The organism is Gordonia sp. BP-119, from assembly GCF_016924115.1.
In the GTDB taxonomy this organism is placed as follows: Bacteria; Actinomycetota; Actinomycetes; order Mycobacteriales; family Mycobacteriaceae; genus Gordonia; species Gordonia hongkongensis.
Map to the genome: position 1 here is coordinate 24,780 of NZ_JAFFZF010000042.1, position 14,655 is coordinate 39,434.

General features: G+C 68.2%; 9 protein-coding genes. 8 read left to right on the forward strand and 1 reads right to left on the reverse strand.

Annotated features, from left to right (window positions below):
* The first annotated feature begins 133 nt into the window (after nt 1–133).
* The gene (locus JW364_RS19870) at nt 134–1,501 is read left to right on the forward strand and encodes an AarF/ABC1/UbiB kinase family protein (protein WP_068971069.1); all 1,368 of its coding nucleotides are present in this window, start codon (nt 134–136) and stop codon (nt 1,499–1,501) included.
* Nucleotides 1,502–1,600: 99 nt separating this feature from the next.
* Nucleotides 1,601–2,953 (forward strand): DUF3068 domain-containing protein, encoded by a 1,353-nt coding sequence (locus tag JW364_RS19875; RefSeq protein WP_065630252.1) that lies wholly within the window; start codon nt 1,601–1,603, stop codon nt 2,951–2,953.
* A gap of 681 nt (nt 2,954–3,634) precedes the next feature.
* On the opposite strand, the gene JW364_RS19880 is transcribed toward JW364_RS19875, so the two are convergent.
* Entirely contained in the window at nt 3,635–4,600 is a 966-nt protein-coding gene (locus JW364_RS19880) for an alpha/beta hydrolase family protein (protein ID WP_065632259.1), read from the reverse strand.
* 440 nt (nt 4,601–5,040) lie between these two features.
* Between JW364_RS19880 and JW364_RS19885 the strand changes: the two genes are divergently transcribed.
* The 6 genes from JW364_RS19885 to JW364_RS19910 all read left to right on the forward strand — a co-directional run bounded on the left by JW364_RS19885 (nt 5,041) and on the right by JW364_RS19910 (nt 14,060).
* Nucleotides 5,041–6,519, forward strand: a complete 1,479-nt coding sequence (locus tag JW364_RS19885) for an amidase (RefSeq protein WP_137811001.1) — start codon at nt 5,041–5,043, stop codon at nt 6,517–6,519.
* A 75-nt stretch (nt 6,520–6,594) separates the two neighbouring features.
* Nucleotides 6,595–8,268, forward strand: coding sequence for an FAD-binding dehydrogenase (locus JW364_RS19890; RefSeq protein WP_068971126.1), 1,674 nt, complete (start codon nt 6,595–6,597; stop codon nt 8,266–8,268).
* Nucleotides 8,269–8,366: 98 nt separating this feature from the next.
* Nucleotides 8,367–9,371 (forward strand): Dyp-type peroxidase, encoded by a 1,005-nt coding sequence (locus tag JW364_RS19895; RefSeq protein ID WP_068971130.1) that lies wholly within the window; start codon nt 8,367–8,369, stop codon nt 9,369–9,371.
* A 58-nt stretch (nt 9,372–9,429) separates the two neighbouring features.
* Nucleotides 9,430–10,239, forward strand: coding sequence for a family 1 encapsulin nanocompartment shell protein (locus tag JW364_RS19900; protein WP_068971127.1), 810 nt, complete (start codon nt 9,430–9,432; stop codon nt 10,237–10,239).
* A gap of 171 nt (nt 10,240–10,410) precedes the next feature.
* Complete coding sequence (locus JW364_RS19905; RefSeq protein ID WP_068971128.1) at nt 10,411–12,144, forward strand: ABC transporter ATP-binding protein; 1,734 nt, start codon at nt 10,411–10,413, stop codon at nt 12,142–12,144.
* Complete coding sequence (locus JW364_RS19910; RefSeq protein WP_068971129.1) at nt 12,141–14,060, forward strand: ABC transporter ATP-binding protein; 1,920 nt, start codon at nt 12,141–12,143, stop codon at nt 14,058–14,060. Before JW364_RS19905 ends, JW364_RS19910 begins: the two co-directional genes overlap by 4 nt.
* Nucleotides 14,061–14,655: the final 595 nt, after the last annotated feature.

The window sequence follows — 14,655 nt, forward strand, 5'->3', positions numbered from 1 at the left end:
CACGAACAGATGCGGGCTGATGCATGTGTCCGACGCCGCCAGTGTGCCCCGCGCGGGCCCTCGTTGCCATAACGGCACGTCGCGGCGTCGCGGGCACTGGATCCGCCGCCGATGATCGTTACAATGACCGACGGTGACGATCAACAGCTCAGTCGACGACGGTCAGCGCACGCAGTTGCACCCGGTGTCCCCCATCGCCGAGCTCACGCGATTCGGGACGACCACCGCTCACGCGGCTGCGGGCGTCGGACGCTTCGTCCTCCACACGGCAGGCGACGCTTTACGGGGTCGCCCACCCGGCGCCGCCCGCGTCGCGCACGAGATCCGGACCACGTTCGAACACCTGGGTCCGACCTACGTGAAGCTCGGCCAGCTCATCGCCTCGAGTCCCGGCGTTTTCTCCGAATCGATGTCCACCGAGTTCGAATCGCTCCTGGACCGCGTGAAACCCGCCGACCCCGCGCTCATGCGTGCACAGTTCATCGCCGAACTGGGCCGGGCACCCGAGGAAGTCTTCGCCACGTTCGATCCGGTGCCCATCGCGTCCGCGTCGATCGCCCAGGTGCACACCGCGACCCTGCAGGGCGGCGAGGAGGTGGTCGTCAAGATCCAGCGTCCGGGCATCGCCGACCGCCTGGCGCCCGACGTCGCGATCCTCGAACGCCTCGCCGGCCTCGTCGAGATCTCCGAGTACGGGCGGATGCTCAGCGCGCGGCACGTGGTCGAGGACTTCGCGGCCGGCCTCGACGCCGAACTGGACTTCCGCATCGAGGCCGACACCATGCGCGAGTGGTTCGCCTGCCTGCAGCCGGGCCCGTACGGCGACCGAGTCCGCGTGCCGCACGTCTACGACGACTTCACGACGCAGCGCGTGCTGACCATGGAACGAATCAACGCCATCCGCATCGACGACGTCGCGGCCGTACGCGCCGCAGGCCACGACGGAGTCGCGCTGTGCCGCAACCTCCTGCTGTCCCTGCTGGACTCGGCATTCCACGGCGGGTTGTTCCATGGGGACCTGCACGCCGGGAACGTCCTCGTCGACGACGCGGGCAAGCTGGTCCTCCTCGATTTCGGCATCGTCGGGCGTTTCACCCCGCGCACCCGGCGCATACTCCGCCAGCTCGTCGTCGACCTCGTGGTCCGCGGGGACTACGAGTCCGCCGGCCGGGCGATCTTCCTCCTCGGCGCCGTCCACAAGCCGGGTTCGACGTCGCAGGGCGCGGAGGACATCAAGAAGGTGACGACTCCGTTGTCGACCACCGACCTCGGTTCGATGTCATACACCGACCTCGGGCGGCAACTCGCCGCCGTCGCCAAGGCCCACGACGCACGGCTCCCGCGTGAACTCGTCCTCGTGGGTAAGCAGTTGCTGTACGTCGAGAAGTACACGAAGCTGCTGGCGCCGCGGTGGAAGGCCATGTCCGACAAGGAGATCTACGGATACATGGCCGGCATCCTGAAGGAGGCCGAACGCGATCGTCGAGCCGCCCCGGGCTGACTCCCCGCCGCGGATCCCGGCATGTCGGACCGACTGTGGCCAACTGTGGCACACGCGACAGTTAGGGTGGGAGCGATCAGCTGATTCCAGGAGTCATACATGAGACGTTTTGTGCCGGCAGTGCTGGCCTTCTTCGGCGCTGCGTGTATCGCGGCGGCCATCGCCATACCGCTCTACCTCGTGCCGCAGTTGAAGGTGGTTCCGCTCGATCTGGACATCACCTCTGACGCGACCACGGTGGCGGCGGACGGTTCGACCGGAGAGCGCTTCCCGGCGGTGATCTTCGACCGTTGCTCGGTGTCCGAGGATCGTGCCCGCACTCTCGAGGCGCATCTCACCCAGCAGCGACGCTCGATCATCATCGAACCGTCGGACAGCCGCCAGGCGAGCCTGCAGTCGGCGCAGACCGTGCGCATCGACCGCCTGCGCGACGCCGAGGGAACCGAGACCGAACCCAGCTTCGCGGCTGCGGGCGAGACCCGCACCTGTGAGGACGGTCTGCTGACCGCGACCATCGACCGCGTGTCGGTGAACCGCAAGACCTCGGCACCCAACGGGGCGGTCAGCTCGCTGCAGCTCGAGGCGGTCCCCGAGGGCGGCAACGTCAACGACGTGTCGGTCGCCATCGACAACCGCACCGGATACCAGTACAAGTTCGGTTTCGACGTGCAGCAGCGCGACTACCCGTACTACGACCTCAACACCCGCCAGGACTGCGCGGCGAAGTTCGAGGGCGAGGAGACCATCGACGGGATCAACACGTATCACTTCGTGTGTGATGTCCCGGAGACCGATCTCTCCAACCTCCCCAACGCGCAGGGTGAAGCAGCTCTGGGCACGATGCTGACGATGCCTGCCCGCTGGTGGGGCATCACCGGGCGCGGAGTGCGGGCGAACGACCCGATCACGATGCACCGGTACGCCGCCGCGACCCGCCACGTGTGGGTCGAGCCGGAGACCGGGACCATCGTCGACGGTCGTGAGGACCAGCACCAGTACTTCAAGTCGCCCGACCAGAGCGACGCCACCCCGGAAGCGGTGCGCGAGTTCCGGATGGACGCCCTGAAGGGCACCTTCAAGTGGACCGACGACACCGTCTCCAACCAGGCGAGCAAGGCTAGCGGCTACGTCGACCAGCTGAAGGTCGGCGGCTTCTGGGTGCCGATCATCCTCGGCATCGTCGGGGTGATCCTGCTGATCGCCGCCGCGCTGCTGCTCTTCCGCGGACGCCGCGACGACAACCGGGTCGATGACACCCCGCCGCCGACGACACCGCCCGCCGACGAGCGCGACACCACGCTGATCAAGCGCGACGCACCGCCGGCCGGCGCAGCACCTGCGAGCGCCAACCCGTGGGAGCGGCCGACCGAGCAGATCCCCAAGGTCGGTGACACGCCGCCGCCCGACGACTCGGCCACGCGCACCTTCCGCAAGCAGCCGCCGCCCGAATAAGCAGCGACGCAACGACCACCGCGGGCGCATCCGGTACCACCGGATGCGCCCGCGGTGTTGTGTTTGTGGTTGAGGGGCGGTGACACACCCCTCCGCAGCCCGGCCCACCCTAGTGACCTCGACGGACGCGCGGGCACGCTTCGCGTGCACGAGCTGCTCGGCCAGCAGGGGTTGCGCGGGCACGCTACGCGTGCACGAGCTGCTCGGCCAGCAGAGGTGCGAGCCCACCCCCGCGGGTTGAGCCGGCACCGAGCGCAGCGAGGCGCCGAGTCGAAGCCCCTCCGCAACCAGTCCTACCCAAGTGACCTCGACGGACGCGCGGGCACGCTACGCGTGCACGAGCTGCTCGGCCAGCAGGGGTTGCGCGGGCACGCTACGCGTGCACGAGCTGCTCGGCCAGCAGAGGTGCGAGCCCACCCCCGCGGGTTGAGCCGGCACCGAGCGCAGCGAGGCGCCGAGTCGAAGCCCCTCCGCAACCAGTCCTACCCAAGTGACCTCGACGGACGCGCGGGCACGCTACGCGTGCACGAGCTGCTCGGCCAGCAGGGGTTGCGCGGGCACGCTACGCGTGCACGAGCTGCTCGGCCAGCAGGGGTTGCGCGCGGGTCCGAGTTGGTCGGCCAGCAGACACAACAAGGGCCGGTGACCCGAAGGTCACCGGCCCTTGTCAGAGGGTCTGACTCAGAAGAAGGCGGGGCGGAAGGTCTTGGCCCACGACTCCTTGAAGGTGCTCTGCCAGTAGTCCCACCAGTGCGCACCGTCCGGGGTGATCCGGGTGGTGAGCTTGACGCCCGGGACGAGCGCGAGGCGGCCGATGTAGAGCTGGCTGGAGGTCGACGCGGCGACCTCGAGCGGGATCATCTGCGCGAACTTGACGGGGTCGAAGTTGGCGCTGGCCGGGTTGACCGACGAGTCGTACTTGCTGCCGACACCGCTACCGGACGAGACGTAGACGTTCTTGCCCGCCAGGTTGCCCGCGCTCAGGAACGGGTCGTTCTGGAACCAGGTGCCCGCGGGGTAGAAGCCCCACATGTTGAACGGGTTGCCGCCGACCTCCGCGACCGAGGCCATGATGCCCTGGGTGAAGCCCGGCATGGTGACCGTCGGGTAGCCGCTGTAGGACGCGACCGCCTTGTAGAAGTTCGGGTGGCGCGATGCGAGGTTCAGCGCTGAGGTGCCCGACATCGAGAGTCCGGCGATGCCGTTGCGACGGCTGTCGCTGCCGTGACGCGCAGCCATGTACCGCGGCAGTTCGCGGGTCAGGAACGTCTCCCACTTGTTGACACCCAGCTTGGGATCGGGGGTCTGCCAGTCGGTGTAGAAGCTGCCTGCGCCACCGAACGGGATGGCGACGTTGGTGCCCTTGCCGGCCATGTAGCGGGCGACGTCGGTGTTGATCAGCCAGCCGCTGTTGTTGTTCGGGGCACGGAGTCCGTCGAGCAGGTACAGCGTCGGCTTGGGTCCGCCGCCGCCGGCCGAGACGATGCACACGGGCACGGTCCGGTTCATGGCGTTCGAGCGGACGTACTCGACATTGCAACCGTTGGCCGCGGAGGCCTCCGGCGGAGCTGCGACCAGCGTCGCACCCGACACGGCCACGAGAGCCACGAGTCCGGCGACGAGGCGCTTACGGGCGCGTGTCAGCATTCGTCAGTTTTCCTTTGGATCACCACGGCCGGAGCCGGCCGCTTGCGGGTCTTGCCTACCGGGTACTACTGCGGGCTTGCATACGGAGTCGTACGTAGGGGGATTGTATTGGTCCCCCCGGGCAGCGGTACCCGTCGTGCTGAAGTGTAACGGCACGATAACGCCTCGGCAAAGGCGAGAGCGAGTCCTGTGATGACATCTTTTGGTGGTGCACGTCACAGCACTCGCCGTTGAACAGCTCATTTCGTACATAGGCGGCGCATGTGGCGAATTCTTCATCTGTTCGGGCCACACATCCTCGATCTTCCCGTTACCGGTTTGCCCGGGCAACGGTGACCGTCCGATTCTCCGGTGACGGGCCGGGCGCCCGGGCCGGCCGAGGCCATCGACGTCAAGTCCGCTCGGCCCGCTCCCCGAACAACTAGGGTCGGGACGTGCACATGGGCGAGTATCTGTCCGCGGACGCGACCACCCTGGCCGGTCACGTGGCCTCCGGCGAGGTGACCGCCGCCGAACTCCTCGACCTCGCACGAGCCCGCGCAGACGCGGTCAATCCGTCGCTCAACGCCATCGTGATCCGCATGGACGCCGAAGCCGACGCCCGCGTCCGCAGTGACCTCACCGGGCCTTTCGCCGGCGTCCCGTTCCTCATCAAGGACCTCGCGCAGGACTTCCGCGGGTATCCGACGACCCGCGGCTCGCGCGCCCTCGCCACGCACATCGCTCGCGAACACTCCTTCGGCGTGCGCCGGTTCCTCGACGCCGGCCTGGTCGTCTTCGGCAAGACGAACACCCCCGAGTTCGGCGCGAAGGCCATCACCGAACCCACCCTGTGGGGTCCCGCACGCAATCCGTGGGACCTCGACGTGACCCCCGGCGGATCGTCGGGCGGCAGTGCGGCCGCGGTGGCCGCCGGGATCGTGCCGGCGGCCGGGGCGAGCGATGGCGGCGGTTCCATCCGCATCCCGGCCGCGTGTACCGGGTTGTTCGGGCTCAAGAGCTCGCGTGGCCTGATGCCGTTCGGTCCGCAGACCGGTGAACCGCTGTTCGGGATGGGCGTCGAAGGTGTGGTGACCCGGACCGTCCGTGATGCTGCCGCACTGTACGACGCACTGATCGGACCGACGCCGTCGTCGACCTACCCGGCGCCGCTGCACACCGAGACCTACAGTGCCCGGATCGCGACCCCGCCCCGGTTGCTTCGGATCGGGTACACCACGATCTCGGCGATCAACGCGAATCCGCACCCGGAGGCCGTCGCTGCGGTCGAGCACGCGGCGTCGATCCTGACCGAACTCGGCCACCAGGTCGAGGAGGTCGATCCGCCGCATGACGACGCCGCCCTCGCCCGCGACTTCCTCGACATCTGGTTCGCCAAGTGCGCCGCCCAGGTCGACGAGGTCCGACGCCTCACCGGCGCTCCCGACTCCCACTTCGAGGCCGACACCCTGACGCTGGCGGAACTGGGCCGGGCCGCCGGCGTCGTCCCGTTGTTCACCGCGCTCGACCACATCAACGACCACGTCCTGGCCCTCGACCGCTTCCACCAGACCCACGATCTGCTGCTGACGCCCACCCTCGCGGTACCGCCGCCGCGGGTCGGGTCGATGACCACGCCACCGGTGCTGCAGCGGGCGTCGCGGCTCGCCTCCCGCGCGCGGTCCGGGCGTGCGATCTCCCGCTTGGGGATCGTCGACAAGCTCATCTACGAGAGCCTCGGCTGGGTGCCGTACACGCAGCTCGCCAACCTCACGGGCCGGCCGGCGATGAGCGTGCCGCTGCACTGGACCGATGCCGGCCTTCCGCTCGGCGTGCAGTTCGTCGGTCGTCTCGGTTCCGACGGCGATCTCCTCGCCCTCGCGGCGGGCCTCGAAGCCGCCGCGCCGTGGTTCCACCGGTACGCCGACATCGCGCTGTAGTACGGGGCTAATCTCGTCTGCGAATGCACATGTCCCGGGACCGGCCCGGTCATTTTGGCGGTGTGAGGAGATGCGGTGGCGGAGCACGGGGCCGACGCGGTGGTCGTCGGCGCGGGACTGGCGGGTCTCGTGGCGACATACGAACTCACCAAGGCCGGACGCCGCGTCGTCGTGGTCGACCAGGAGAATCGCAACAACCTTGGCGCGCAGGCATTCTGGTCGCTGGGCGGGTTGTTCATGGTGGACACGCCGGAGCAGCGTCGGCTGGGCATCAAAGACTCCGCGGATCTCGCCCTGCAGGACTGGATGGGGTCGGCCGGTTTCGATCGTGACGACGAGGACTATTGGCCGCGCCAGTGGGCCCGCGCCTACGTGGACTTCGCCGCCACCGAGAAACGGCAGTACCTCCACGACCTCGGGTTGCGCATCACCCCGATCGTCGGGTGGGCCGAACGCGGCGGCGGGTTCGCCGACGGCCACGGCAACTCGGTGCCCCGCTTCCACCTCACCTGGGGAACCGGACCCGAGGTCGTGCGGGTCTTCGCCGAGCCGGTCCTGGAGGCGGAGAAGCGCGGGCTCGTCGAGTTCCGGTTCCGGCATCGCGTCGACGAGCTCATCGTCGACGACGGCGCCGCCGTCGGCGTGCGGGGTGTCACGCTCGCCCCGACCGACGCCGAACGCGGCCAGGCGTCGAACCGGGATGTCGTGGGCGACTTCGAGATCCGTGCCGGGTCGGTCATCGTCACCTCGGGCGGCATCGGCCACAATCACGACCTGATCCGCAAGAACTGGCCAGTCGACCGTCTCGGTCCCGCGCCGGAGACGATGATCTCGGGTGTCCCGGCGCACGTCGACGGCCGGATGCTGGAGATCAGCGAGACCGCCGGCGCGAACATCGTCAACCGTGACCGGATGTGGCATTACACCGAGGGCATCCACAACTGGGACCCGATCTGGCCCGACCACGCGATCCGCATCATCCCCGGCCCGTCCTCGCTGTGGCTCGACGCCAACGGCAACCGCCTCGCACCGCCGAACTTCCCCGGTTTCGACACCATCTCGACGATGAAGGCCATCCTGGCGGCCGGCCACGACTATTCGTGGTTCGTCCTCACCCAGACGATCGTGGAGAAGGAGTTCATGCTGTCGGGTTCGGAGCAGAACCCCGACATCACCGCGAAGGACGTCAAGCTGGCCGCGAAGAGCCGGCTGGCGAAGGGCGCCGCGGGACCAGTCGACGCCTTCGTGCGCAACGGCGTCGACTTCGTGGTCGCCGACAACCTCCCGGAACTGGTCGCCGGGATGAACAAGATCGCCCGCGGCCCCGAACTCGACCTCGCGCACCTCGAACGCATCATCTCCGCACGCGACGCCGAGATCGGCAACAAGTTCTCCAAGGACGCACAGCTGATGGCGATCACCAATGCCCGACAGTTCGTCGGCGACAAGATCGTTCGGGTCGCCAAGCCGCATCGACTGCTCGATCCCGAACACGGCCCGCTGATCGCGGTCCGGCTCAACATCCTGACCCGCAAGACCCTGGGCGGGCTCGAGACCAATCTCGACTCCCAGGTCCTGCGGCCGGACGGCACCGCCTTCGACGGCCTGTTCGCCGCCGGCGAGGTCGCGGGCTTCGGCGGCGGTGGCGTCCACGGGTACAACGCACTCGAGGGGACGTTCCTCGGCGGATGCATCTTCTCCGGCCGCGCCGCCGGCCGGGCGGTGGCGCGGGCCACAACGCCCCGCTGACCGGCCACCGGCCATCGTCGAAAAGGGTTGCCTGCCCTATACATTCGCGGCACGATCTGCTGCCCCACGGTTTGTACGCATGGGCTAGTGTGTTCAGCGTGCCGGTGCCCCAAACGATCCTGACGCGGAAGACGAAGTCGGCGATCTTCCTCGTCTTCACCATCGACGACGGCGGTGAGGACGCGGTTCGCGCTGCGCTGGAAGACATCCCCGGCCTGAACAACGCGGTGTCCTCGCGGGCTCCCGAGGCAGCACTGGCCGGGATCGTGTCGATCGGTTCCGCGGCGTGGGACCGCCTGTTCACCGGCCCGCGTCCGCGTTCGCTGCGTCCGTTCGTCCCCTACGAGGGCGAGGTCCACACCGCCCCGGCGACGCCCGCCGATCTGCTCGTGCACATCAAGTCCGACGACATGGGCCTGTGCTACGAACTCGGCGCCAAGATCACCGAGGCATTCGGGGACGCGGTCACCGTCGTCGACGAAGTGCACGGGTTCCGCTACTTCGACCTGCGCGACCTCATCGGCTTCGTCGACGGCACCGAGAACCCGATCGGGCAGGCGGCGATCGACGCGATCACGGTCGGCGGGGAGGACCCGGACTTCGAGGGCGGCAGCTACGTCGCCATCCAGCGCTACGTACACGACCTGTCGTCGTGGAACGACCTGAGCACCGAGGAGCAGGAAGCCGCGATCGGGCGCACCAAGCTCGACAACGTCGAGATGGCCGACGACGTGAAGCCCCCTAACTCCCACATCGCGCTGAACGTCGTCGAGGACGAGAACGGCGAGGAGATCGACGTGGTGCGGGACAACATGCCGTACGGCGACGTCTCGGGTGCCGGCGTCAACGGCACGTTCTACATCGCCTACTCGGCAGCGCCCGACGTCACCGAGGAGATGCTGCGCAAAATGTTCATCGGCGACCCACCCGGCACCTACGACCGCCTCCTCGACTTCACCACCGCGGTCACCGGGGCCCAGTTCTTCACCCCGACACTCGACTTCCTCGAAGACCTGCCACCCGCGCCCGACGCCGCACCCACGGCTTCCCCCGCCCCGACGACCCGTTCCGACGGCTCGCTGGGCATCGGGTCACTGCACTGACGACACCCGCCATCCGACCACCGCATCCGCCACAACCCGGCCGCACCAGGAGGACACCATGAACAACCTGCATCGCGAACTTGCACCGATCTCCGACGCGGCCTGGGCGGAGATCGAAGAGGAGGCGACCCGCTCCTTCAAGCGCAACGTCGCGGGCCGTCGCCTCGTCGACGTGACCGGGCCGCTCGGCTCCGACACCGCATCGGTGACGCTCGGACATCGCACCAAGATCGACTCACCGTCGCAGGGGATCACCGCCTTCCAACGGCGCACCCAGTCGCTCGTGGAACTCAAGGTCCCGTTCACGGTGTCCCGCGAGGCCATCGACGACGTCGACCGCGGCGCCAAGGACTCCGACTGGGACCCGGTCGTGGAGGCCGCGCGCGAACTCGCGCTCGCCGAGGACCGGGCGATCTTCGAGGGTTACGCCGCGGCGGCGATCACCGGCATCCGCGCCGAGGCCGCCGCCACCCCGATCCCGCTGCCCGCCGACGTGCGCGACTACCCGGAGGCGGTCAGCCAGGCGCTGAGCACACTGCGCCTGGCGTCGGTCGACGGTCCGTACGCGGTGGCCCTGTCGGCCGATGCCTACACCCAGGTCAACGAGACGTCGAACCACGGCTACCCGATCCTCGAACACATCCAGCGCCTGTTCACCGGCGACATCGTGTGGGCGCCGGCGATCAGCGGCGCGTTCGTGATGAGCACCCGCGGCGGTGACTTCGAACTGACCATCGGCCAGGACGTGTCGATCGGCTACGACTCACACGACGCCGACGTGGTGAACCTGTACTTCCAGGAGTCGTTCACCTTCCTCACCCACACCGCCGAGGCAGCCGTCGCGCTGACCGAGCCGCCCACCGCCTGAGCGGCTGCCCACGGTCCCCGCCTGCGCGGATTCCCGGTGGGCAGATACTCGGCGGCGTCCGTTGCGAGCGGCAACTAGTCTGGCGCAGGTGATCGCAGTGAACTCCGGCCGGCTCTCGCTCCCGGCGCCTACCGTTGCCTTCGGCCCGCTCGCTTCGCTCCCGGCGCCTAGATGCTGACCCGACTCGTCCGCACCTACCTCTCCCGGTACCGCATCAACGTCGCGCTCGTCATCGTGCTGCAACTGCTGGCGACCATCGCGATGCTGTACCTGCCGAGCCTCAACGCCGACATCATCGACAACGGCGTCGCCCGCGGGGACACCGGTTACATCCTGCGCATCGGCGGCTGGATGCTGCTGGTGAGCGTCGCCCAGATCATCGTGACGGTGACCGCGCAGTACTTCGGCGCGCGCGCCGCGCTCGGGGTCGGGCGCGACATCCGGGGCGACCTCCTGCACCGGGTGAACTCCTTCTCCGCACGCGAGGTCGGCACGTTCGGCGCGCCGTCACTGATCACCCGCACCACCAACGACGTCCAGCAGGTGCAGCTGCTCATCGTGATGAGCAGCGCGATCCTGGTGATGGCGCCGATCATGTGCATCGGCGGGATCGTCATGGGCGTCCGGGAGGCGCCGGCCCTGTCCTGGGTCATCGCCATCGCGGTGCCCATCCTCGGGGTGTCGATGGGGGCCATCATCGCGAAGATGATCCCCGGCTTCCGGGCGATGCAGGAACGGATCGACAACGTCAACCGCGTCCTGCGCGAGCAGATCACCGGCATCCGGGTTGTGCGGGCGTTCGTGCGAGAAGACTACGAACGCAAGCGTTTCGCCGTGGCCAACGACCACCTCGCCGACGCGACCCTGCACGTCGGCCGATTGATGGCCCTGATGTTCCCGGTCGTCATGGTGATCACCAACGTCACCATCGTCGCGGTGATCTGGTTCGGCGGGCACGCGGTCTCCGACGGTTCGCTGGAGATCGGCGCACTGACCGCGGTGATGAGCTACGTGATGCAGATCCTGATGTCGGTGATGATGGCGTCGTTCCTGGCGATGATGGCCCCGCGCGCGGCGGTCTGCGCCGAACGCATCTCCGAGGTCCTCGCCACCGACACCTCGGTCCATCCGCCGAGTGAACCGGTCGGTTTCGCCACCCACCCCGGCACGGTGGAGTTCGATGCCGCCGAGTTCCGCTATCCCGGCGCCGACGACCCGGTGTTGAGCGGCATCGACTTCCGCGTCGAGCCGGGCACCACGACCGCGATCGTCGGCTCGACGGGGTCGGGCAAGACCACCCTCGTCGGGCTGGTGCCGCGGCTGATCGACACGACCTCCGGCGCGGTCCGGGTCGGCGGCACCGACGTCAAGCGGCTCGATCCCGACGAGCTACGGTCGGTCGTCGGGCTGGTGCCCCAGCGGCCGTACCTGTTCTCGGGAACCATCCGCTCGAACCTGCTGCACGGCAAGGCCGACGCCACCGACGATGAGATCTGGGAGGCGCTGCGCATCGCGCAGGCGGAGGACTTCGTGTCCGCGATGCCCGACGGCCTGGACACCAAGGTGTCCCAGGGCGGTACGACCGTCTCCGGCGGGCAGCGGCAGCGCCTGGCGATCGCACGCGCCCTCATCCGACGGCCCGCGATCTACCTCTTCGACGACTCGTTCTCCGCGCTCGACCTGACCACCGATGCGCGGCTGCGCGCCGCACTGCGCCCCGCCACCCGCGACGCCGCGGTCATCGTCGTGGCGCAACGCATCTCGACCATCGTCGACGCCGAGCAGATCGTCGTGCTAGATCGCGGCCGGGTCGTCGGGCTCGGTACCCACGACGACCTGCGGCAGTCGTGCCCGACCTACGCCGAGATCGTCGAATCGCAGATGGCGATGGAGGAGCGCTCATGACCCGGCCCGGAGACCCGCCGATGGCGGCCGGACCCGAATCCAAGCCTCGCTCGTTCTGGCCGTCGGTCAAACGCGTTGTCGCACAGCTCGCGTCGTACCGACTGCTGATGACGGTCACGCTCGCGTCGCTGGTCGGCTCGGTCGTGCTGATCGCGATCGCGCCCCGCGTGCTGGGTTACGCCACCGACCTCGTCTTCGACGGCGTGATCGGCCGCACCCTGCCCGAGGGGCTCACCAAGGAACAGGCGGTGGCCGGGCTCCGCGAGAGCGGTGACGACACGTTCGCCGACATGGTCTCGTCGATGGACGTGACCCCCGGCGTCGGAGTGGATTTCGGCGCCGTCGGTCGCGTGCTGCTGATCACCCTCGTGCTGTACGTGGTGTCCTCGGCGCTCGCCTGGCTCGCCGGGTACCTGCTGAACATCGTCGTCGTCGGCACCATCCGCCGGCTCCGCGACGACGTCGAGGCCAAGGTGCATCGCCTGCCGCTGCGCTACTACGACACGATGCCGCGCGGCGAGCTGTTGAGCCGGGTGACCAACGATCTCGACAACCTGTCACAGAGCATGCAGCAGACCATCTCCCAGTTCGCGAACTCGGTGCTGACGGTGATCGCGCTGCTGATCATGATGATCTGGATCTCGCCGCTGCTGGCGCTCATCGCGGTGGCCACGGTGCCGCTGGCGATCATCGCGACCGGCATCATCGCGAAGCGTTCGAAGCCGCACTTCTCGGCCCAGTGGTCGTCGACGGGCGCGCTCAATGCTCAGGTCGAGGAGGCCTTCACCGGGCATGAGCTGGTGACCGCCTTCGGCCGTCAGCGCGAGATCGAGGCGACCTTCGACGAGCGCAACGAGAAACTGTACGAGTCGAGTTGGCGCGCACAGTTCATCTCCGGCGTCATCATGCCGACGATCATGTTCCTGGGGAACCTGAACTACGTGGCGGTCGCGGTCGTCGGTGGTCTGCGCGTGGCGTCGGGCTCGCTGAGTCTCGGTGAGGTGCAGGCGTTCATCCAGTACTCGCGCCAGTTCACGCAGCCGCTGACGCAGATCGGTTCGATGATCAACCTGATGCAGAGCGGTGTCGCCTCCGCCGAGCGGATCTTCGACATCCTGGACGCCGACGAGCAGTCGCCCGACGCCGCGAATCCGAAGACGCCCGCCGAGGACAAGGGACTCATCGAGTTCGACGACGTCTCCTTCCGCTACGTCGAGGACAAGCCGCTGATCGAGAATCTCAGTCTGGTCGCGCGTCCCGGGCACATGGTCGCGATCGTCGGCCCGACCGGCGCGGGCAAGACCACCCTGGTCAACCTGATCATGCGGTTCTACGACGTCGATTCCGGTGTCATCCGGGTCGACGGCGTCGACTCCACGGACATGACGCGAGACGACCTGCGCGAGCGCACCGGCATGGTGCTGCAGGACTCGTGGCTGTTCGGCGGCACGATCTACGACAACATCGCCTACGGCGATCCCACCGCCTCGCGAGAGGAGGTGCTCGACGCCGCCCGGATGAGTCACGTCCACCACTTCGTGCGCACCCTCCCCGACGGCTACGACACCGTGCTCGACGACGAGGGCGGTGGCGTCAGTGCCGGTGAGCGGCAGCTCATCACGATCGCGCGGGCCTTCCTCGCCCGGCCCACGATCCTCATCCTCGACGAGGCGACGAGTTCCGTCGACACCCGCACCGAGCTGCTCATCCAGAAGGCGATGGCCAATCTGCGGTCGGATCGCACGAGTTTCGTCATCGCGCACCGACTCTCCACGGTGCGCGACGCCGACGTCATCGTCGTCATGGAGGACGGGCACATCGTCGAGCAGGGCAACCACGACGAACTGCTCGCCGCCCGCGGCGCCTACTGCCGGCTGTACGAAAGCCAGTTCACCGGGGCCATCGAGGCGAGCTGAGACCCTTCGTGACGCTCGCAAGCTCGCTCCTCAGGGAGCACAAGAAGGCTCGCTTCGCTCGCACCTTAGGGAGCAGGAAAAGCGCGTCCCCACCCCGCTCCCTAATCCGAGAGCGCCACACACCCATTGGTCCCTGAGGTGCGAGGAGCGATAGCGACGAGCCACGAAGGGCCTGGTAAGGCACCTCGCGAGCCCCTTCGTGGCTCGCTGCGCTCGCACCTCAGGGAGCACAAGTAGGCTCGCTTCGCTCGCACCTCAGGGAGCAAGAAAAGCGCGTCCCCCACCCGCTCCCTGAGCAGCCTATGAGGGTTTGTGTCAACAGGGTCCTGTGATGGGTGTGGGCGTGGGGGTGTGGCCCGGCGGCCGGTGGTGGCTGCGGGATGGATGATGGTGGGGTTTTGGATGGCCGGGGTCGTTGCCTGGCGCGGGCTCTACCTAGCGGTCAAACGGGTTGGTACCCAACAGCCTTCATTCGAGCTTGGTTCGCGCCGGGGTGGGACTGCTCAGGCTCAGGGTCGGGCTTATGTGCCCAAGGAGCAGCGAGCTTGTCCCGGCCGGAAGGGGTTTAGGGGTCAGGCGGCGGTCCTTTCTACGG

Coding starts and splice junctions, on each gene's coding strand:
- JW364_RS19900 (WP_068971127.1), top strand. CDS start 9,430: ATGAACAACCTGCATCGCGAACTTGCACCGATCTCCGACGCGGCCTGG.
- JW364_RS19880 (WP_065632259.1), bottom strand. CDS start 4,600: ATGCTGACACGCGCCCGTAAGCGCCTCGTCGCCGGACTCGTGGCTCTC.
- JW364_RS19875 (WP_065630252.1), top strand. CDS start 1,601: ATGAGACGTTTTGTGCCGGCAGTGCTGGCCTTCTTCGGCGCTGCGTGT.
- JW364_RS19910 (WP_068971129.1), top strand. CDS start 12,141: ATGACCCGGCCCGGAGACCCGCCGATGGCGGCCGGACCCGAATCCAAG.
- JW364_RS19885 (WP_137811001.1), top strand. CDS start 5,041: ATGGGCGAGTATCTGTCCGCGGACGCGACCACCCTGGCCGGTCACGTG.
- JW364_RS19905 (WP_068971128.1), top strand. CDS start 10,411: ATGCTGACCCGACTCGTCCGCACCTACCTCTCCCGGTACCGCATCAAC.